Here is a 21,393-nt window from a genome sequence, read left to right as displayed (position 1 = left end):
TGTATAATTTATATATTATGGTCATTATACCATAAATATTAAAAAGAGGCGATCTTTATAGATTGCCTCTTTTTAATATTTCTCCATGGCGACATAATGTAGAAATAAATATTTTGACACTAACTATCAAATGATATAGTATGTCAATATAATCCGAATAACAAAAGGAGGTTGCTATCATGATTAATCAAGTGAAACAAAGATGGTGGGTACTGGGGGCTCTTGCTGTAGGAATCCTAGCAGTTGGACTGGATATGACGATTCTTAACCTGGCTTTACCCGTCGTAGCAACAGAGCTGCATGCAACGAATGGGGAGCTACAGTGGTTTGCGGATGCATATAACCTAGTATTCGCAGCTATGCTCTTACCAGCAGGCCTGCTAGGTGATCGATGGGGAAGAAAAAAACTGCTCATCATTGGCTTAGTCATGTTTGGTGCGGCGTCTGTAGTATGTGCTTATGCCAGTTCATCCTGGGAGTTGATCGCTGGCCGGGCACTTTTGGGACTTGGTGCCGCATTTTTGGTGCCATTATCTATGTCGATCATACCGGTACTGTTCTCTGAGCAGGAGCGCCCCAAGGCGATAGGCACATGGATGATGGCGAATGCACTCGGTATTCCGCTGGGGCCGATTGTAGGAGGCTGGCTGCTGAATCATTATTGGTGGGGTTCGGTCTTCCTGATCAATATACCGTTAGTCATTATTGCTCTGATCGCCGTTATTCTCTTACTGCCTGAAACTCGAAGCGAAGTAAAGCAAAGAGTAGATTTAATAGGAATTCTTGCTTCAAGCCTTGGCCTGGTCAGCTTGACTTACGGGGTCATTGAGATCGGCGAGAAGGGATGGGGAAATGTTGCAGCATTATCTACTATGATTGGCGGGATATTGTGCTTAGGATTATTTACTTTATGGGAGAAACTTACTAAGCAACCATTAGTGGATCCCTCATTATTTCAATCATCCAAGTTCACATGGGGCTCGATATTGGCCGCTATCATATCCTTTACGATGTTCGGAGTATTGTTCGTTACGCCACAATATTTCCAGGCCGTTCAAGGGGTTGACGCCTTAGGTTCGGGATTGCGCTTATTGCCATTAGTTATTGGCCTTCTGCTTGGAGCACCATTATCCGACAAGCTTCAATTGAAGTTGGGTACCCGGGTTACGTTGACTCTTGGCTTCTTTATACTCGTTACCGGCTTAGTAGTTGGAACCAATACAGGTGCAAATAGCGGATACGGTTTTACTTCAATATGGTTAACTATCGTCGGACTTGGGATTGGATTAACCTTGCCTGCAGCAATGGACATCGCAATGTCGGCGTTATCGACAGAGCACAGCGGTATCGGTTCAGCTCTTATCATGTCATTACGGCAAGTAGGGGGAACGATGGGAGTGGCCATATTAGGGACAATTCTAGGCACTTACTATCGAAATCATGTTGATTTGAACGGTTTGCCGAAAGAAGCAGCTGAATATGTGCAGCGCAGCGTATCCTCTGGTGTAGCCGTGGCGCAGAAATTCGACTCAACCGTGTTATTGAGCTCAGTACGCGCTTCCTTCGTGACCGGAATGGAGATGATGCTATGGGTATGCGGTGGGGCAGCCGCGTTGGGAATGCTGTTATCAGTGATCTGTATACAGAAGAAGACAAATTCCAACATGACGTCTGAGCTTAAGCAAAACTATGAATAAGGTGGTGTCCTATGTCAGCCATTCTTCTCCGCAATCTGAATAAAACATATAACGGCAAACGAGGTGTTATAGATTTGAATCTTACGGTAGAGCGAGGAGAGATCTTCGGCTTTATCGGACCAAACGGGGCAGGGAAATCGACTACGATACGGCTGCTCCTGCAATTGATTGCTCCAACTTCTGGTAAGATTTTTGTTTTGGGACACCGCGTTCAAGGTGATGACCCGTCCCTGCGCAGAAAAATAGGCTATCTCCCCTCTGAGATTCGGCTTTACCCAGATATGACCGGCCATCAAACCCTAAGCTTCGCTGCAAGTGTACACGGAGTAGATATAAAAAAGTCCCGGATACATGACTATGCTGAACGACTTCAATGGAATGGAAAGCAGAAAATCAAATCCTATTCATTAGGAAATCGGAAGAAGTTGGGTATTCTGCTCGCCCTCATTCATAATCCTGAATTGCTTATATTGGATGAACCAACCTCGGGGCTGGATCCGCTTGTGCAGCAACAATTTTTCCAAATACTCCGAGAATGGAATGAGCTAAAAGGAACGACTGTGTTCTTCTCGACACATATTCTGACTGAAGTTGAAAAATTATGCGACCATGTTGCTATTATTCGAGACGGGCGCTTAGTACAAGTATCAACGGTGTCGGAAATATCTGCGATTAGTGATCATTTCATTGAGGTTTCTTGCTCTCCCTCCGAAGATGCCCATCGGCTGCAAGAGCTGTGTCAAATTGATCGGAATGCGAGGCATGAAGACGGAGTATACCGATTCCGTGTTCAGAATAAAGAGCTCTGTTCTGTACTCGCCATGCTGTCTCGTATGCCCGTTAAGAATTTGAGCGTACGCAGAATGTCGCTGGAGGAGAAGTTTATGAGCGAGTATGCTTCAGAAGCTAATGAAACAGATGAGGTGGGCCAAATATGAATAAAATGATCCGTTACGAGCTGAACCAGAATAGAAGAAGCTTCTGGATTGCTTTATTTGTCGTAGGGCTTCTTCAGGCTATCCCGGCGGCAGCCTCCAAGTCGTATTTGGATAGTGTGAACCAAAAAATGCAGGCGGAGCGATTGGAGAACTATGCCGAGCATCTTTCTACTTTTGAAGGATGGGTCTCCGGACAGCCATTTACATTCTTTTTGCTTCTCGTTGGATTTTTCTCTATGAGTTGGGCTATTGGCTCTATTGTTAAAGAGCGGGATCGTTATACCGTGGAGTTCTTATTTACATTACCCTATAGCCGAACATCTATTTATTGGGCTAAGTGGCTGGCACAACTTTCGCAAGTGATCTTTATCGCTGCCGTCTCTACAGGAATTGTCTTGCTGATTGGTAAGTCTATCGGTATGCTCAATTCACCCTGGGCAGTAACAAGCGTGATGCTGGCAGGGTTATTGACCTCGCTCGCTTTTATGGGCATCGGATTCGCCATCTCACCTTGGCTGGACTCAGAGCGGGGCGCCTTGTCGATGGGGATTGGAATTGTAGTCATTATGTTCTTATTCAACATACTGTCGGGTATGAATGATAGCTTCATTTGGATGGGTAAGGTAAACTTGTTTCAATTATTTGATGCTGCGGCCTTGAGTAAAGGAGAAGGGCTGCCTGTCCTATCTGTAATCGGCGCATTGGGACTGTTTGCAGCAGGGAGCTGTGCAGGATGGGCGGGAACTATTCGAAGGGATCTGTAAGGTATTAGCTTGCTTGCTTTTCAACAAACATGCTAAACTTATTATATTTGATGTTTGGGCAAGTCCATTGCGGATGGTGTTCAATATACCTTTGAGCTAATCTATTGGGAGTGAGCAGTGTGTCAGCAGGTAACCAGAAAGCCCTCGGGTTGCGAGAACGCAAAAAAGCCAAAACTATAGCCGCTGTCCAGATGCATGCGTTGCGTCTTTTCAAAGAATTTGGCTATCATGAAACTACGGTGGAGCAAATTGCTGAGGCGGCAGAAATATCACCGAGTACTTTTTTTCGGTATTTCGCTACTAAAGAAGACGTGGTTATTACTGATAATTATGATTCCCTTCTTACCTCTGCTTTTGGGGAGCAGTCTTCCGAACTTAGCCCACTTCAAGCCTTGCGGCAAGCAATAACCTCAGGAATGGCCCACCTGTCGCCGGAGGAGTTGAAGACGGTCTATGAACGCAACCAGCTTATCATGAGTGTGCCGTCTCTGCGGGCAGCATCACTGAACAATTTAACTCAATCTTTGCAGATGTTTGCTAAAATTGTTGCCGAAAGAATGGGGCGCAAAGAGGACGATTTGGTGATCCGAACGCTAGCCGGCGCTGTTATGGGAGTCAATTTTTCAGTGATGCAATACTGGTCTGAGCATCCTGAAGCCGATTTTGCAAAGCTTCTGGATGAATCTTTAGCCCTCCTAGAAGGGTTGCCGTTATAAGATTATAATGCTAGGGAGCCAAGTCTAAACCTTGTCAGGGTTTGGACTTTTTGAGTTCTTCGTTTTTTGACAAGATCTGCAATTTCGAGTAATATCCACTTTATCGTTAACGCCCATGGTTGGGAGGTGCAAATCTTGGATACAGCAACACGTAATCAAGTATTGGTCTGTGAAGATGATGATCATATCCGACGCTTTATTTCGATTAATTTATCGAACAATGGATTCATAGTCTATGAAGCTGCTGATGGCGAGTCAGCTATACAGAGCTATTCTGCGAATCAACCGAATGTTATCGTTCTGGATATTATGCTGCCGGATGCCGATGGATTTGAGATCTGCAGACGAATCCGGGAGAAGGATCCCTCTGTCATTATTGTCTTCTTAACCGCACGCGGACAAGATTTGGACAAGATCAAAGGGCTGGAGATCGGAGCTGATGATTATATCGTTAAGCCGTTTAATCCTCTCGAACTTGTCGCACGAATACACGCCATACTGCGACGAATGGACAACCGTTACATCCCACAGCGGCATATTCTGGAGTCTGGTCCGGTTCGCGTCGATATGAATTCCAATAAAGCGTTCAAGCATGACGAAGTCATTGAGCTGACACCGAAGGAATTCCAGATGCTTCGAACCTTTCTGGAGAACCCTGATACGGCGTTATCCCGCAATGAACTGTTGAATCTCGTATGGGGCGAGGATTTCGTCGGTGATCCGAAGACGGTGGATGTGCATGTGAGGAAGCTCCGTGAGAAGATCGAGGATGACTGCTCCGATCCGCAGTGGATTGAGACGGTGTGGGGACTCGGATACCGTTGGAGGAAGGACGGATAAGAAGCATGAGCATACAGAAAAGGCTCGTGGGAAGCTATATGGTCGTGATCTGCCTCACCGTACTGATTCTTGAGATCTTCCTGATCGCTTCGGTGAGGTTTTATTATTTTCATAATGTCGAGCGGATTTTGATGAATCAGGCTGAACTGTCAGCTTCCTTTTATCAGCAATATTTCGCTGAAGAGGATCTAGCGGCGCAATCGGAGCGCCTATTAAGCGGCTTCGCACACAATTCCGAGGCCCAGGTACAGATTATTACCACATCTGGCCAGCTATTGCAGGATTCCAGCGGTGTTCGGGGGGGCCTCTCTATGACGGAATATCCGGATGTACAGACCGCTATCTCTGGCGTACCCGGAATATGGAGGGGGAAGGACCCGGTAACGAGTGAGCCGGTATTAGCGGTATCCTATCCTTTACAAGCACATGAAAACGGCGTCACGCAGGGCGAGGTTAGATTCGTTACTTCCTTGACAGCAACGCTGCATACGATCCACCAGATCACTGTTATTCTGATCACTGTCGGCCTACTTGTCATTTCCATAGTCACAGCGCTCGGATTGCTGCTGTCCTGGACGATTACAAGATCGATCAAGGATCTCAAACATGCAGCAGACCGGATGACCGAAGGGGATTTCAGCATACGGGTGCGCAAGCGTTACCGGGATGAGCTGGGCTCTCTCGCGGAGACGCTGAATATGATGGCCTCGAGAATTTTGAAGGGTGAAGAACTGAAGAATGATTTTATCTCCACCATTTCCCATGAATTAAGAACTCCGCTTACCTCCATCAAGGGCTGGGTCATTACGCTCAAGGCAAATGGACGCGACAACCAGCAGCTCGTTCAAGAAGGACTCGATATCATTGAGGTGGAGAGCGACCGGTTAGCTCATTTGGTGGATGAACTGCTCGATTTCTCAAAATTGGACAACGGAAGAATTACTCTTCAACTTGCCTCTGTTGATCTTGAACAGCTGATTCGACAAATCGCCAGCCAACTCGGTCCAAGAGCAGACCGGCAAGGGGTTGCGCTAGAGGTGCGGGTAGGCGAAGACGTTCCCCATATCCAAGCTGATGTGAATCGGCTTAAGCAGGTCTTGATTAATCTGCTGGATAATTCGCTTAAATTTACCGAGCCCGGCGGTAGAATCGTGATCCGAGCACATCGGGATCATGGAAATGCCGTTATATGTGTTGAGGATACAGGGGCAGGCATCGCAGAGGATCAGTTGGCGAATGTCCTTCACAAATTTTATAAAGCGGATCAGCATACCGCAGGCAGCGGACTTGGCTTGGCCATATCCGAACAAATCATTCAATTGCATCACGGAGAATTACGAATCAGCAGTACGGTAGGAAAGGGAACGAAGGTTCATATTTTCCTGCCTATAGGTTCATAAGGGGCGGTTTTTCAGCACTGAGAAGGTTGAATGAATAAAATTTAACTTTTTCATAACCACTTGCAGGACAGCTGCGATTAAAATAGATACTAACCTTGAACAGTCAGGGGGATGATCATGAACATGCTTCAGAGACTGAATCGGACAGGAATCCTGGTTACGATGTTATTGCTGCTCGGAGGTTGCGGCATTCCGGCAACGCCAATCGATATGATTAAGCCACCTGCATCTGTTAGCAGTCTCCAGCGGGACAACATCAGTCAAGAGCTTATGAAGCTGCTGCCCGACCAGGCGAAATTAATAGTACCTATGCAGGGTGAACAGGGACAGGATATCTCCTTCGGCGATATGGATGGCGATGGAATAAATGAAGCTGTCGTCGTATACGAAGAGAACAGGACGTCGGGAAAAGCATTAAAGGCTGCATTATTCAAGCAGCAAGATAACACGTGGCGAATCGTATCCGAGATCAAGGGCTTTGGATACGGGCTTGAATATGCCGGGTTCCCGGATATTAATCACGATGGTAGACTGGAGCTTGCGCTCGGCTGGTCATTAGGAGCGGCTGGCAATGGGCTGGATATTTACGAATTGAAAAATGAGCAATTAGAGCTCGTAAAGAAGAAAGAGTATCACGGCAAGCTTGATCTTGAGTAATTGTTTGGGACACAAATTCCATATAGGGGTCTAGTATCGGACAATATATCTCCGATCGATATGATCCAACGGATAGTCCGGGGCACTGCGTCTGCATAAGGCGTATGAGCGCTCATTGGACTATTTGTGATGCCCATTTTTAGTGTTTTTTCGTAAGTTAGAGGATTGAGGTCATACTATCATGCTTAAGCGCAAAATTATGAAGCTGGATAAATTCACACTGTTCATTCTGTTATGCCTGGTTGCCTGTGGAACGATCTCGATCTACGGAGCGACCCACGAGACGAAGCTGGAAGGGCTTCATATCAGCAACATATATCTGTTCATTGCCTTCTGTATACCGATGCTGGCTCTAGCTTGGTTTGATTATAAGATTCTGCTGGGCAAATGGCTCTATCTCTTCTATGGCCTGGGCATCGGATTGCTATTTTTGGTCAAGTTCACTGGCGAAAATATCAATGGGGCAGTGCGATGGTTGAATATCGGTCATTTTCAGCTGCAGCCCTCGGAGATCGTCAAGATATTTACCATCCTACTCGTTGCCCAAATGCTTGGCAGACGTGAAGGGGAAGCACTTCGTCCGATCCGTGATCTGCTTCCGATCTGCCTGGTCTTTATGGTTCCTATTATGCTCATTATGCAGCAGCCGGATCTGGGCACTGCACTGGTATTCGTCGGGGTACTGCTCAGCATGCTGTGGATGGGTAATGTCCGTCTGGTCTATATGATTGTATTTCTTGGTGTCGTGATCACGATGATCGCTTCGGTCCTATGGCTATATTATGCGAACCATGATTTGCTCGCCAAAATCGTAGAGCCGCATCAAATGGCCAGAATTCAGACCTTTCTTGATCCTGCAAGCGATCCAGACAAATCATGGCATGTCAAAAATGCAATGCGGGCGATCGGCTCAGGAGGACTAACTGGCGGTGACGGCTATTATTTGCAGATGGGTTATATTCCTTATGCCTATTCCGATTCCATCTACGTCGTCATCGGCGAGAATTACGGATTTATTGGCTCAGCCGTACTCCTGATTCTCTATTTCATGTTGATCTATCGCATGGTTCAAATTGTGATGGACAGCAGGGACCTCGCTGGAGCTTATATTGTCGTCGGCATTATTGGTATGCTCGTATTCCAGATTTTCGTCAATATCGGGATGCTAATCGGTTTGGTCCCGCTTACGGGAATTTCGTTGCCATTTATCAGTTATGGCGGCAGTTCGCTACTTAGCAATATGATCGCCATCGGCTTGGTGCTAAGCGTCTATGCTCACGGAGAGGAAGAATCCATTTCTAACTGAACTTTTTATAGGCAAGATCGCAATAGACTATATCGCTCATCAGGAAGAAGGTTTTTATGTTGAACTTTTCTCAATTCGATCATTCCATTTTTGAAGCTATTCATCAATTCGCGTTATCCTTGCCGGCATTGAATCCGGCTATGCGCGTATTGTCGGAAAAAGCAGAATATCTCTTTTACCTAGGAATCATCATCTATTGGTTCAGCCGCAGACGAGAGAACAAGAAGATGGTTCTTGTCGCACTTTTCGCCGCCTGTGTAGCATTTGAAATAGGAAGTGTTCTTTCTCATTTCTTCTATCGGGATAGACCGTTCATTCAATATGCCTTCCAGCCATTCATCGAGCATGCTGCAAATGCCTCATTTCCTAGTGATCATTCGATAGGTTCTTTTGTTATTGCTACCGCTATTTTCTTGTATCGCAGGAAGGACGGAACCGCTTGGCTGCTGCTTGCCGGGTTGATCTCATTTTCCCGGATATGGAACGGCGTTCATTTCCCATTCGATGTTATCACGGGAGCTCTCTTGGGTGTATTGAGCGCTATTCTAGTGAAACAGTTGTTCCAGCATTGGTCTCTGGCCCATAGATCCTTGAACGCTGGCCTTGACCTGTACGAGGGTATGGTAAGGAAGGTGGGGTGAGCGAGATATGGCTGTCAGTAACAATAGTAGAAGCAGAATCAAAAACAAAAGCAAAAACATAAACAAAAGTAAGACAAAGCATAAAGTTCTAAAAATCGCAGGTATGGTATCAGCTGTTCTCATACTTGGAATCTGCATTTGCGTGGGGTATTTATATTATAAGGCGGAGGCCACTATTCATCGCATTGCTTCCCCAGAAGTTTCAACTCAGACGTATCAATCATCCCCGCCAGGTGAAGAAAATAATGCCGAGCAACAAGTCCCCGCTCCGCATCTTAAACCGATGATCATCTTGCTTGCAGGAGTCGATAGTAGGGATGGCAGTGGAGGGACGGTGAATACGGATGTGCTAATGTTCGTTAGCTACAACCCGGATACGCGCTCTGCAAAGCTCTTATCTCTACCGCGCGATCTATTGATCAAGTCCGAGTTCGCCCGCTCTCGCAAAGCAAATTACTATTACGCCTATTACTATAACAAGGACAAATCCACGGCTATACCGAATACGAAGCAATTTTATAGTGAGCTGTTGGATCTGCCGATTGATTATATGGTGGTGGTCGATTTTGATGCCTTGCGTAAGACGGTGGATGCATTAGGGGGACTGCAGATCGATGTCGAAATGGATATGAAGTACAGGGACACCGCGGACGGAACGAATATTGATTTACGAAAAGGACTACAGAAGCTCGATGGCTCACAGGTTCTTGACTATGTCAGATATCGGAAGTCCAATCAAGGCACGCAGGAATCCTCCGATTTTGCCCGCAATGAGCGGCAGCAAAAGGTGATCAAGCAGATTCTGGAGAAGCTAGGGGCACTCAGTGGAATAAGCCAATGGGGGACGATATTGGACATCATCGGTGATCATGTTACCTCAGATATTCCCGAATCGCTAATACGCCAAGGGATCTTGAATTTCAGCAGCTTGAAGCCGAATCAAATACAAGCCTTGAATATGGAGAGTCTCTGGAAGAGTCCCTTCGTCTATGTGAAGCAGAAAGACCTTCAAAGTGCGCTGATCGCATTGCGGGAGGAAGTTGGCTTAAGCACTGATAGCCAGACTCGGTTTAAATCGATTGGGACGATGGAATAGTAATTTTGGAGACAAAAAAAGGAGTATGCCCTATTCCGAAGGGAATGGGGCATACTCCTTCTTAATTCTATAATAATTCTTATGCATTTGCTCTCACCAGCCAAAATCGAGCGTATTCCCGGTTTCGGCTAAAGTTTTGATATTGCTCAGCATCATCCACCAATGACCCTCCGTATTTTGCAGAGAAGGATGGTTGTCCGACCATTGATCATTGATTAGTGTCAGCTTCGTGCATTTTCCTACCGTATCCAACGTAAAGGTCACACGCGAGGTCAACTCCTGGTGATTAGCATGATAGGAAGGACCCGGATGCTCAAGATAGCTTAACGTCTTGTTCGGTTCATAGGCCAGGATGTCCCCGTATACATGCACTGTCTCATCTCCGTCAGCCCCCGGACCAATGTAGGCGAAGGGTTCTCCGGCTTTAAAACTGGACTGCAGCACACAGTTAAAAAAAATCTTCTTTGTTCCTTCCGGCTCTACTAGTAGCTTCCATACTTTCTCCGGCTCAGCTCCGATATAAAATTCATATTTCAAGCTTGTCATATTGCCACACTCCTTATTGGTAGATATCTCTTTCAGGAAAGTTTGCCAAACTCCTGTATTCAGGAATTTCATGTTAAAATTATGATATCTTGCAAGTACAAGCGTGTATTGTAAAAACACGACAGGAACGATTGTTCTGGATAATTCGGGAGATGATTAATCATGAATATCGATACCCAGAAGCCAAGTATGGGAGTTCTGAACCTGCAAGGGGGAGAGAAGAGGTTCAATTTGTCCCGCCTTCCCGCAGCGGAAGCGCTGAGCTATTTTGTGAAGCATTATTGGATTGTCCGTTGGAATAGCCGAGATGATGAGCCTTATATGCAGCATGTTGTCCCGAATCCTTGCGTTAACCTGATTGTGGAACCAGGGAAGACGATGATCTATGCTCCTTCAACGCAGAAATTCACTTATCCCATTTATGGAGAAGGTCTAGTATTCGGTGTCAAATTTAAGCCTGGGGGCTTCTATCCATTCCTGAAGCGTCCTGTATCCAGGTTGCTAAATCGTCCGCTCGAAGTGAGCGCTATTCTCGATATGAACGGGCCGGAACTGGAAGGGACAATTCTCTCTCTGGGTGATGAACAGGCTATGGCTATAGTCATGGATAAGCTACTCTTGTCCAAGCTTCCGCCGCAGGACGAGCAAGTGTTTCAGATCAACCGGATCATTGATTTCATCGCAGAGGAGAAGGATTTATCCAAGGTAGATGCGGTATGCGAGCATTTTCAGATCCATATCCGCAAGCTCCAGCGTCTATTTGATCAATACGTTGGCATCAGCCCAAAGTGGGTGATTCGACTGTACCGCCTTCAAAATGCCGCTGAGATAATGGACTTGCGGATGCCGATCGATCTGTCACAGCTTGCCATGGAGTTGGGCTACCATGATCAGTCCCATTTTATAAAGGATTTTAAGGCGGTTGTCGGCTGCACACCAGATGAATATCGACGGAACGTCCAGAATGGCTGAGTCTAATGGAAAAGAGGTACATCAACCAACCCTCAGGGTTCGCTTCATTTGCGAACTCTGGGGGTTTTTGACGTTTGGGCATCACTTTACGCCACTTCATCTTTCCAGCAGTCTTTCGCCAGCTGATGATGTTTTAAGGTTTATGTAAGGTTCGGATTAAAATGCTGTAAGGTACGCCAGTTATCATAACATTTGTGTTCGTTAACTTATGTATGTAAGGAGATTGACCTAATGAAAACTATTTTGCAAGCTGCAGATGTTACTAAATCGTTTGGTACGAAAGGAAATATATATACAGCGCTGCAAGAGATTAATCTGACTATTCAGGAAGGCGAGTTTGTCGGTATTATGGGTCCATCCGGAGCGGGGAAATCGACGCTGCTTAACATTTTCTCCACCATCGACACGCCGACCTCGGGAGAAGTGATCATCGACGGCGAATTGATCGCATGGGCGAATGAAGAAAAACTATCGGATTTTCGTCGGAATAAGCTCGGATTTATTTTTCAGGATTATAACCTACTCGATACGCTGACAGTCAAAGAGAATATTCTACTTCCGCTTGCTTTATCTAAAGTGCCTGCAGCTGAGATTGAGAAACGTGTAAGCGAAATTGCCGATACTTTCGGCATTCGAGATATTTTGGACAAATATCCCTACCATATTTCCGGGGGACAGAAGCAGCGCACAGCGGCGTCTCGCGCCATTGTGACCCATCCAAGCCTGATTCTGGCGGACGAGCCAACCGGAGCTCTGGATTCCAAATCGGCGACGAGCCTGCTGGAGAGTCTGAGCCGTCTAAATGAGACCAATCAATCCACCATTATGATGGTAACGCATGATGCCTATGCAGCTAGCTACTGCAGTCGTGTCATCTTTATCAATGACGGCAAGTTGTTTACGGAAATACGTAATCTGAACTTTGCGCGAAAAACATTTTTCCAAAAGATTTTGGAGGTTCTGGCAGAGCTCGGAGGTGAGCATCATGACGTTGTTTAGTATCGCCCGCAAAAACATCAGGAAAAACTTTACGAATTATTTCTTATATTTTGCTTCCATGATTTTCAGTATCGTGATTTACTTTACGTTTGTTTCTTTGAAATACGATACAACGATCCATTCGGCTTCCGACGGTTCGCCAAAAATCAGTTCAGCCTTTAGCGGGGCGTCGGTTGTACTTATGATCTTTGTGGCCATTTTTATTTGGTATTCAAACTCATTTTTCACTAGAAAACGCAAGAAAGAAGTCGGATTGTACTCCTTACTCGGGGTACGTAAAAAGCAGATCGGGCGCATGTTGTTTTATGAAAATTTCCTGATGGGCATATTGGCGCTAGTTATCGGGATTGCCCTTGGTTCGGTACTCAGTCAGTTTTTCGTCATGATCTTGATGAAGGTGATGGGTTATGAATTGCTCAGTCAATTCTCAATTTCTTTCTCAGCAGTGCTGAACACCGTGATCGTATTTATGATCATTACCCTGATCACATCATTCCAAGGTTACCGCTTGATTTACCGTTTTAAATTAATCGAACTGTTCCGTGCTGACCAGGAGCATGAGCGGGAGCCGAAGGTATCGTGGATCACGGCGCTAATCTCGCTGATTCTGATCGGGATCGGTTACTGGCTTGCCCTGCAGAATCTGCTTCAGTCCAAGGTATGGGCGACGTTAGGATATATGATGACCCCGCTTGTGATTTTGCTTACAGTTATCCTGGGCACCTATTTTCTCTTCAGCACTTTGACCGTCGCTTTGTTGAAATTGTCCCGAATCCGTAAAAAGAGTTACTGGAAAGGGATGAACATGATCGGCACCTCCCAGCTGCTATACAGGATCAAAGGGAATGCACGTACACTGACAATCATTGCAGTGCTTAGCGCAACTACGTTGACTGCTGTCGGGACGTCTTACAGCTTTTATTACAGCAACCGCACTAACACCGAGCTGGCCAATCCAAACAGCATGATGTTTATCGCTACAGATGACAGCTCAGTTAGGAAGGTAGAGGATTTGGTCGCAAACTCAGCGGATCACAAACTTCGTTACCATCAATCTGTAGCGGTACTTGAAATGAATGCGGACATAAGCGATCTTGAATCCGTCTTATATGACGGGGAAATGGCGTTTACCATTTTATCGGAGCATGATTTCAATCAACTGGCTGATGCTCAGAACAGAGATGAGAAGCTCACACTGAAGGGAGATGAAGCTGTTGTGCTGGATCCATCTTATATGGAAGGATTTTCGCCTCAATATGTCGGCAAGACCATTACATTAAAGGACAAACAGCAGAAGCAGCAGGTAACCTTCAAGGCAATGCATAAATACAACGTTTTGAACCAGCGTGCCGTTTATACCACCATTGTCGTTAGTGACGAGATATTCGGGAAGTTACAGCCGAAGGCCATAAGCGACACACTTGAGATCTACAGCATTACAGGTCAAGACAAAGCTAAAACATTAACTGCGGATATTGAGAAGATTTTACCAGATAACGCGAAACTTTCGAGCTTCTATGACACTTATTCCAAAGGGATGGAAGCGTCTGGACTTATGATTTTTATGGGTGGATTTTTAGGACTTGTTTTTCTGGCTGCAACAGGCAGCATCATTTACTTTAAGCAGCTGACGGAAGCGAGTGCCGATAAAGGGCGCTATTTGATTTTGCATAAAATCGGCGTCAACAAAAAGGAGATCCGCAAAACAGTCGCCAAGCAAGTTGGTTTTATATTCGCCCTACCGCTGATTGCCGGCATCGCCCACTGCGCAGTTGCTCTATCGGCATTATCCAATTTGATGCAAATCAATCTGGCGATTCCAGTAGTTATTTGCATGGGCGTGTACACTTGCATCTACCTGATCTATTATGTGTTAACCGTCAATGCGTACTACAGAATCGTAACGAATGTTAAGTAAATACAAGTCGAATAAAAGACACAGAAAACAACTTAATTAGAATGGGGAAGAGAAACGATGAAAAAGGGACTTTTAATTGGATCGGGTATTATTTTAGTACTTCTTATCGGATTTATTGTTTTTATCCAAAATGTCAACATCAACCGTCTTGGCGCGGATAGTTATTATGTACAAATCCAGGATAGCGGCAAAGAGATAGAAGGTAAGTCCGATAGTGGGAAAATTTTCACTTATTACGAATACACGATAAAAGGTTTTGATGAAGACGGGAAAGAAAAAACGTTCACTTTTACAGCGCAGAAGGATCTTCGCAAGCAAGCTTATCTTCAGGTATACCTAAAGGGAGATGAAGTAAAGTCTTATCAGGAAGTGCAGGCAAACGACCTGCCAGAGAAGGCAAAACAGAAGCTGGAAGATAGCGGAAATTAATGCAGCAGCAGAAATTAACCCGTAGAAATTAAGAAGCAAAAAGTAGCGAAGGGGACGGAATCGATTCTTTCGAAGGTTCGGAAGATCGATCCGTAACCGAAGCGTTACATAGAAAAAAGGAGAGAATTCTATGAAACAAATTACAACTTTCAAATCGATTACCCTAAAAGCAATCGCCTGCTCGGTGGCTATAACGTTGACAGCAGGTCCTGTCGTTAGCGGTGTTCATGCCTTGGCAGCGCCAACATCCATTGCTGGACAGTCGGTGAATGCCTCAGAGGTGCAAACGCCAATTCATTACCAGATCAATGCCCGATTGGATGAGAAAAACATGCATCTCCTGGGCAGCGAAACTGTGACCTTCCGCAATACTACCAAGGATACGCTGCATGAACTGGTGTTCCATACTTTTGCCGATGCCAATCGTTCGAAAGAGACCCAGGCAGAGATGTTCAAACGGAAGAATGAAGAAATCCTAAAAGATAATCCTAAACTAACTCCGGATAATTTTCTGGGTGGTATTGATATGAAAAAAGTAACGACAAACGGGCAATCCTTAACTTATGAGAATAAAAATCAGGCCTTGACCGTCTTACTCGTGCAGGGACTTAAGCCCGGCGAATCGATCACCTTGCAGCTTGAATTCGATGTCAAGATTCCGTATGGCTCTGAACGCTTGTCATACTATAAAGACATTATTAATGGCGCGCATGCTTTCCCGGTTCTGGCCGTTTATGATGAAGCCAAGCATAAATGGAATAAAACGCCATATAGCACAACGTTTGAAACTGATTATTACACGTCCTCGGATTTTGAAGTTCATCTGGGTGTACCGGATAAGTATCAGGTATTGATGCCGGGAACGATCACTACTCAACAGGATAAAGAAGCAGGACGCAAAATAGTATCTACGGTGGCAAACAACACGAGGGAATTCGTCTTTTTTGCAAGCCCAAATTATAAGGTGGAGCGTGAAACGCGCGACGGCCTGACGGTTGAATATTATTATTTTGACAATGTGCCGGACAAGAAAAAAGTCATTGATCAGTATATTGATCAAGCATTCAAAGCAATTCAGTTCTTTAATGATAAATACGGAAAATATCCTTACCCTGAATTCCGGATTGCCGAGTCTTATGTAGAGGGTGTTGCAGTAGAATTTTCCCGTGTCATCCAAATGGGCTTGAAAGGAAACAATGCTGACGCTGCCCATGATGATGTGTTTGTGCATGAAATCGCCCATCAATGGTTCCATGCTCTGATCGGCAACAATTCGGAGACAGAATCCTTCTTGGACGAAGGCTTCGCTGATTTTTCTAAAATTTATTTTGCGGAAAAACAGGGAGATTTAATGAATGGCTTCAAGATGCTTCAATATGATGATTCCTCCTTCGAGGAACCGATCGCTTCAACCAACAAGGAAGTTGGTGACAATGCGAATCCGGTATACTATGGCAAGGGCCGGCAGGCAATCTACCAGCTATACCGGTTGGTCGGCGAGGACAAATTCGATGCATTTATGCAGGAATACTTCAAGCGCTATGAATATAAGAATGCAACGATTGCCGGTCTACTGCAGACGATAGAGGATACACTTGGTTTACAAGCCCGAGATGAGATGGATAAAGCGCTGCATGAGCCAAATTTCGTGCTGAAGTCGGAATACCAATTGACCGAAACTGAAAAAGCGGATTATATGCGAGAGCAGTTCAAAGAGATGTATCATGCTTCCCTGATCCAGATTCCTGGGCTTCCGTACGAAACGATGAGCAGAATTATGGATAAGGTGTATGCAGGTGAACCATTAACCATCGTACTGAGCGATCAGGTTGGAGCTAAGGCGAAAAAGCAGCAGGAAACGATCAGGAATCAGATTGAAGCTACATTATCGTTTACAGGTATTAAACCTACTGTGATTACGGAACGCCAGGTGCTGAAGAAGAAAATGACTAATGAATTGTCTGTAAGCAATATTATCGTCATCGGCAGCGCCAAAACGAACGGATTCATTCAAGCTCTGAAGCCAGGCATCATTCAAAAATCCCAAAATATCGGTTGGGACTGGAAAAAGATGATGAATAAAAAAGAAGGTGCAGGTGCTTATATTATTAAACATCCGTATAACCAGAACCGCTTAATGCTTCATTTCTATTGGAATGGGGATACACTAACAGACGGACTGGTTGAGCCGTTTGGGGAACAAGCATTGACAGCTCTAAATTTCACTTCTGATTATTATCAATATTACGAGATGAACCGAACAGGAAAAGTTACTATGGACAAAAAGACGGCAAATCCAATGGCCAAATTTTTTGCTCAGGAGTAAAAAATAGTTTCCGTAGCTTACCTTCGCTTGTTATAGTAAATCGAAGGGTAGGGAGAGTACTGGCGTGTGCGGTTTTATGGGTTCGGCTGCATACCCCGTATCCCCGACCATTTGAAAGGAGGTTGAAATCGCTTTGTCATGGGATCAAAAGGTGCTAATCGTAGATGATGAGGTTGATATTTTGCGGCTATTGAAGACCGTTCTGGTAAAGGAGGGGCTCGATCAGGTCTATACTGCTTCGACCGCTGCAGACGGTTGGACGCAATTTCAAGATACACAGCCCGACCTTGTGATTCTAGATATCATGCTTCCGGATGGGGAAGGCTATGATGTCTGCAAAAAAATCCGCCATGTTTCGAATGTTCCGATTTTCTTCTTATCAGCGAAAACCGAGGAGATTGACAAAATTTTAGGATTCGCCATTGGTGGCGATGATTACATCACCAAACCTTTCAGCCCGAAGGAAGTAGCTTACCGGATCAAAGCACGGTTCAGAGAACCGGAAGTTACTCAGGTGCAGGAATCGCAGCCGCGTATCATTAAGGCAGGTCCTTTCGAGTTAAATGAAGAAAAGATCGAGATCAGGAAAAACGGCGAAGTAATCGAGCTCAAGCCTAAGGAGCTTGGGTTGCTGACTCATTTGCTTAAGCATCCCAATCAGATCATCAGTAAGGAAAGTCTGGTTGAGAGGGTATGGGGTGAGGAATTTTTCGGGTTCGACAATACCGTTATGGTACATATTAGGCGGCTTCGAGAGAAAATCGAAGAGGATCCCTCTAACCCTCGTTATTTGGTTACAGTGAAGGGACTCGGTTATAAATTGGCAATAGAGGATGAATAGCTGAATGAAATGGAAGCTGACCGGGCGATATTTGTTATCCGTTGTTCTAATCGTTGTTATCGTAATCATCATGAATATCTTCGTGGTGATCGGGTTAAATATTCAGCAAATGGCATCTAAAGGCCCTCTATTGCATAGCCAAGATAATTCGGCGGAGTCCTTTACTCGTTCCTTTGCGAGCGAAATCAATGTCTCTCCATCCGGAATTTCCATTACCGACAATGGGAAAGCTGAATTGCAGAACAAGCAAGCATGGATTCAAGTACTGGACGAGGATGGCAGGCTTCTGTATGGCTACCGTGTTCCTGAAGAAGCCAAAACGAAATATACGCCCATGGATATCGTCCAGACCTATAAATATGTTGAAAAAGAGACCTTATCCACCGTTTTTGTTGGGGAAAAGGCGGAGTCTAATTACCGTTACAGCTATCTGATTGGCTTCAAAGACGGTTATTTACAGCGGTATGTGTTAACTTACGATTACAGAGTAATCGGTCAGACACTTAAAACCGGGACCCTAATCCTGATTGCGGTCGACGGATTCGTCGCGCTTTGCATCGCCTATATTTTTAGCAAAAAGCTGACTCGGCCGCTTCACGCCTTGATTAACGGGATCAAGCAGCTGGCTCACAAAAACTATGATGTGTATTATGAGTCAAAAGGTATATACAAAGACGTGTTTCATAACATCAATGTATTGTCCCAGAATTTGCAAGCCAGCGAACAGGAAAGAAAGAAGCTGGATCAGATGAAGGAAGAGTGGATTGGAAATATTTCGCATGATATTAAGACACCTCTTGCTTCCATTCAAGGTTATGCTGAGATGATGAAGGACAAGGATTATCAATTTTCGATCGAGGAAATGAGAGATTACGCGGAGATCATTGAAAGCAAGTCATTGTATCTGCGGGACGTGATCGAAGATTTGAATTTATCCACCCGTTTAAAAAACAAAAAAATAATGCTTCACAAAAAGAATGTCAACATCGTGAGCCTGGTCCGGAACACCGTTATCGATACGCTGAATGATGCCCGGTATGCCCATCGGAACATTGATTTCCACTGTAACAACGAGGTGATCAATATCGACGTCGATGAAATTCTGATTCGTAGGGCTGTTGGCAATCTGATCTACAATTCGATTGTCCATAACGATAAACAGGTGGCGATTCAGGTTGAGGTTAAGAAAAGCGGTCTAGACGTCTGGATCTGTGTCGAAGACAATGGTAAAGGCATCCGGGAGGAAGAACTGGAACGGATCTTTGACCGGTATTATCGGGGAACAAACACAGGTGAACTACACAAGGGTTCGGGGCTAGGTATGGCCATCACCCACGATATTGTGAAGGTGCACGGAGGAGAAGTTAACGTTACAAGCCAACTTCATCATGGTACACGAATTGAAATTCGACTGCCTATATTCCTCAAAGATAAACCGGTTAGTACAGGATGAATAGTATCCACGATTTGCGGAAAATCTACTCTTTGAAGAAAGGGGGATTCTCATGAAAAAATTACGTGAGATTATGACTACAAACTGTGAAACCGTATCACCGGAAGACGATATTTACCAAATCGCCATTAAGATGGAGAAGAATAACATCGGCTTTATTCCTGTTGTAGACAACAAAAGGTTACTTGGCGTGGTAACCGACCGCGATCTTGTCGTGCGCGGATATGCCGCTAAGAGACCTGGCTCTACTTCGGCCACTGAGGTGATGACACAAAACATTGTCACAGCGTCGCCTGATACGACGGTTGATGAAGCTGCCGATATGATGTCAAAGGAAATGATTCGTCGTCTGGCTGTTGTTGAGCAGGGGGAATTAGTCGGCGTCGTAGCCATTGGAGACCTGGCAACGTCAGGTCAATTCGATAGCATCGCTGCGGATGCGCTGAGTGAGATTTCCCAACATACTGATGTTATGCATCACTAATCTTTGAGGGCCAATTAATAAGCGTTACTATTAAATTTCCAGGTTTACCCATAAAGGAGTCGCTGCTTCCTTCCGTGACGGAATAAAGTGGCGACTTTTTTTATGGGTATTTTTCTAAAAATCCGACTTCATGTCAGAAGAACATATACACTTATCGAGTCGCAATTTGGCGGCTTTTTTGGGGCGGTTTGATGAACGGGATCACTTGGTTTGGTGACTCCGAGCTAAAATCTGTTTGACGATACCGTGCATAGTCATTCATCCATTCCAGACAAGGGACAGATGCATATGTTGTATGCAGGTACCTAAGCGGAACTTTACTTAATAGCAATGATCATATGAAATAGGAGGTTTACTTCATGTCAACGATTGAAGCTCAGCGGTGCACCACTATCGAAAACTACGGGAAGCTTCCTCTGACTTTCGTGGAAAATGCCGGTCAAGCTCGTTCGGATATACGCTATCTAACAAGCAGGTTGGGATATGGAATCGCCTTTACCCCAAAAGAGGCCATGTTTGTGTTCACCCGGAATGCTCGTGATGAGCAAGAAGGACTGGCGCTTTCCTTGCGGTTTCTCGGCGCGAACTCCGCGGTAAAGATCGAGGGCCGTTACCAGGATCAGGAGAAAGTCAACTTTTTTATCGGGAATGATCCAGCAAACTGGCATACCGATCTCTCCACGTACCGGGAGGTCGTTTATCGAGAGCTATGGCCGGGAACAGATATGATCTTCTATGGAGAGAACGGGAAGCTGAAATATGATCTTGTTCTTCAGCCGGGCGCAAGAATAGAGGATGTGCAGCTCACCTACCGTGGTTCAGATCGGTTGTCCCTGGATGAGAAGGGGAATCTTCTGATCCATACGCCACATGGGATCTTGACCGAGGATCGACCGGTAAGTTATCAGGAGATTGATGGCAAGAAGGTAGTTGTAGGAAGTTGCTTTGTATTAAAGCTTAGCGGGCAGGGAGAGTGTGTCTACGGCTTTGAAGTATGCAGCGGATACCATCCCGACTATCCATTGATCATCGATCCGGGTATTCTGTATTCCACCTATCTTGGCGGCAGTGGGACTGACACTGGTCAAGCCATTACGGTTGACGCTTCCGGCAACGCCTATGTGACGGGGCCAACCAGTTCCACTAATTTTCCGGTTACTGCCGGGACGTTTCAGACCATAATTGGTGGAGGTCAGGACGCTTTCGTGAGCAAATTGAATGCCACCGGCACGGCGCTGATCTATTCCACCTACCTTGGCGGCAGCGCCTTTGAAGTCGGCACAGGCATCACAGTTGACGCTACCGGCAACGCCTTCGTGGCGGGGCAAACCACCTCCCCTAATTTTCCGGTTACTGCCGGGGCGTTTCAG

General features: G+C 45.4%; 20 protein-coding genes. 19 read left to right on the top strand and 1 reads right to left on the bottom strand.

The genetic code is table 11. From position 1 onward, the window contains the following. Positions 1-179: 179 nt before the first annotated feature. The 10 genes from ABD014_RS12075 to ABD014_RS12030 all read left to right on the top strand — a co-directional run bounded on the left by ABD014_RS12075 (position 180) and on the right by ABD014_RS12030 (position 10,055). Entirely contained in the window at positions 180-1,697 is a 1,518-nt protein-coding gene (locus ABD014_RS12075) for an MFS transporter (protein ID WP_343861299.1), read from the top strand. A gap of 11 nt (positions 1,698-1,708) precedes the next feature. Next, positions 1,709-2,635 (top strand): ABC transporter ATP-binding protein, encoded by a 927-nt coding sequence (locus ABD014_RS12070; RefSeq protein ID WP_343861297.1) that lies wholly within the window; start codon positions 1,709-1,711, stop codon positions 2,633-2,635. Beyond that, positions 2,632-3,399: an ABC transporter permease subunit gene (locus ABD014_RS12065; protein ID WP_343861295.1), complete on the top strand. Its 768-nt coding sequence runs from the start codon at positions 2,632-2,634 to the stop codon at positions 3,397-3,399. The genes ABD014_RS12070 and ABD014_RS12065 overlap by 4 nt, the downstream gene beginning before the upstream one ends. Positions 3,400-3,518: 119 nt before the next feature. Then, entirely contained in the window at positions 3,519-4,115 is a 597-nt protein-coding gene (locus tag ABD014_RS12060) for an acyl-CoA-like ligand-binding transcription factor (protein WP_343861292.1), read from the top strand. Between the two features lie 126 nt (positions 4,116-4,241). Continuing rightward, positions 4,242-4,955, top strand: a complete 714-nt coding sequence (locus tag ABD014_RS12055) for a response regulator transcription factor (RefSeq protein WP_343862087.1) — start codon at positions 4,242-4,244, stop codon at positions 4,953-4,955. Positions 4,956-4,960: 5 nt separating this feature from the next. Beyond that, positions 4,961-6,355 (top strand): sensor histidine kinase, encoded by a 1,395-nt coding sequence (locus tag ABD014_RS12050; protein WP_343861290.1) that lies wholly within the window; start codon positions 4,961-4,963, stop codon positions 6,353-6,355. Positions 6,356-6,472: 117 nt separating this feature from the next. Continuing rightward, on the top strand, positions 6,473-7,012 hold the full coding sequence (locus ABD014_RS12045) for a hypothetical protein (RefSeq protein WP_343861288.1): 540 nt from the start codon (positions 6,473-6,475) through the stop codon (positions 7,010-7,012). 181 nt (positions 7,013-7,193) lie between these two features. Then, a complete protein-coding gene (locus ABD014_RS12040) occupies positions 7,194-8,318 on the top strand; it encodes an FtsW/RodA/SpoVE family cell cycle protein (RefSeq protein ID WP_343861286.1) in 1,125 nt (374 codons plus the stop codon). A 56-nt stretch (positions 8,319-8,374) separates the two neighbouring features. Then, a complete protein-coding gene (locus tag ABD014_RS12035) occupies positions 8,375-8,959 on the top strand; it encodes an undecaprenyl-diphosphatase (protein WP_343861284.1) in 585 nt (194 codons plus the stop codon). Between the two features lie 142 nt (positions 8,960-9,101). Further along, positions 9,102-10,055, top strand: coding sequence for an LCP family protein (locus tag ABD014_RS12030; protein ID WP_343861282.1), 954 nt, complete (start codon positions 9,102-9,104; stop codon positions 10,053-10,055). Positions 10,056-10,148: 93 nt separating this feature from the next. Here the strand turns inward: ABD014_RS12030 and ABD014_RS12025 are convergent, their stop codons facing one another. Next, entirely contained in the window at positions 10,149-10,601 is a 453-nt protein-coding gene (locus ABD014_RS12025) for an SRPBCC family protein (protein ID WP_343861280.1), read from the bottom strand. A 162-nt stretch (positions 10,602-10,763) separates the two neighbouring features. Here ABD014_RS12025 and ABD014_RS12020 point away from each other — a divergent pair, with 162 nt between their 5' ends. The 9 genes from ABD014_RS12020 to ABD014_RS11980 form a co-directional block, all read left to right on the top strand. After that, positions 10,764-11,573: a DUF6597 domain-containing transcriptional factor gene (locus tag ABD014_RS12020; protein WP_343861278.1), complete on the top strand. Its 810-nt coding sequence runs from the start codon at positions 10,764-10,766 to the stop codon at positions 11,571-11,573. Between the two features lie 231 nt (positions 11,574-11,804). Further along, positions 11,805-12,572: an ABC transporter ATP-binding protein gene (locus tag ABD014_RS12015; RefSeq protein ID WP_343861275.1), complete on the top strand. Its 768-nt coding sequence runs from the start codon at positions 11,805-11,807 to the stop codon at positions 12,570-12,572. Beyond that, positions 12,559-14,490, top strand: coding sequence for an ABC transporter permease (locus ABD014_RS12010; RefSeq protein ID WP_343861273.1), 1,932 nt, complete (start codon positions 12,559-12,561; stop codon positions 14,488-14,490). The genes ABD014_RS12015 and ABD014_RS12010 overlap by 14 nt, the downstream gene beginning before the upstream one ends. Positions 14,491-14,547: 57 nt before the next feature. Then, on the top strand, positions 14,548-14,919 hold the full coding sequence (locus ABD014_RS12005) for a YxeA family protein (RefSeq protein ID WP_343861271.1): 372 nt from the start codon (positions 14,548-14,550) through the stop codon (positions 14,917-14,919). A gap of 130 nt (positions 14,920-15,049) precedes the next feature. Continuing rightward, positions 15,050-17,245, top strand: a complete 2,196-nt coding sequence (locus tag ABD014_RS12000) for a M1 family metallopeptidase (RefSeq protein ID WP_343861269.1) — start codon at positions 15,050-15,052, stop codon at positions 17,243-17,245. A 133-nt stretch (positions 17,246-17,378) separates the two neighbouring features. Then, entirely contained in the window at positions 17,379-18,086 is a 708-nt protein-coding gene (locus ABD014_RS11995) for a response regulator transcription factor (RefSeq protein WP_343861267.1), read from the top strand. A 4-nt stretch (positions 18,087-18,090) separates the two neighbouring features. Then, positions 18,091-19,539, top strand: a complete 1,449-nt coding sequence (locus ABD014_RS11990; protein ID WP_343861265.1) for a sensor histidine kinase — start codon at positions 18,091-18,093, stop codon at positions 19,537-19,539. Between the two features lie 52 nt (positions 19,540-19,591). Beyond that, positions 19,592-20,023, top strand: coding sequence for a CBS domain-containing protein (locus tag ABD014_RS11985; protein WP_343861263.1), 432 nt, complete (start codon positions 19,592-19,594; stop codon positions 20,021-20,023). Between the two features lie 359 nt (positions 20,024-20,382). Continuing rightward, the coding region (locus ABD014_RS11980; protein WP_343861261.1) for a DUF7948 domain-containing protein at positions 20,383-21,393 on the top strand (1,011 nt) is incomplete at its 3' end.

Origin of the sequence: Paenibacillus motobuensis (assembly GCF_039521865.1) — a bacterium.
Taxonomy (GTDB): Bacteria; Bacillota; Bacilli; order Paenibacillales; family Paenibacillaceae; genus Fontibacillus; species Fontibacillus motobuensis.
The sequence above is the reverse complement of the archived record's forward strand: the minus strand, read 5'-3'. Positions and strand labels throughout refer to the sequence as shown.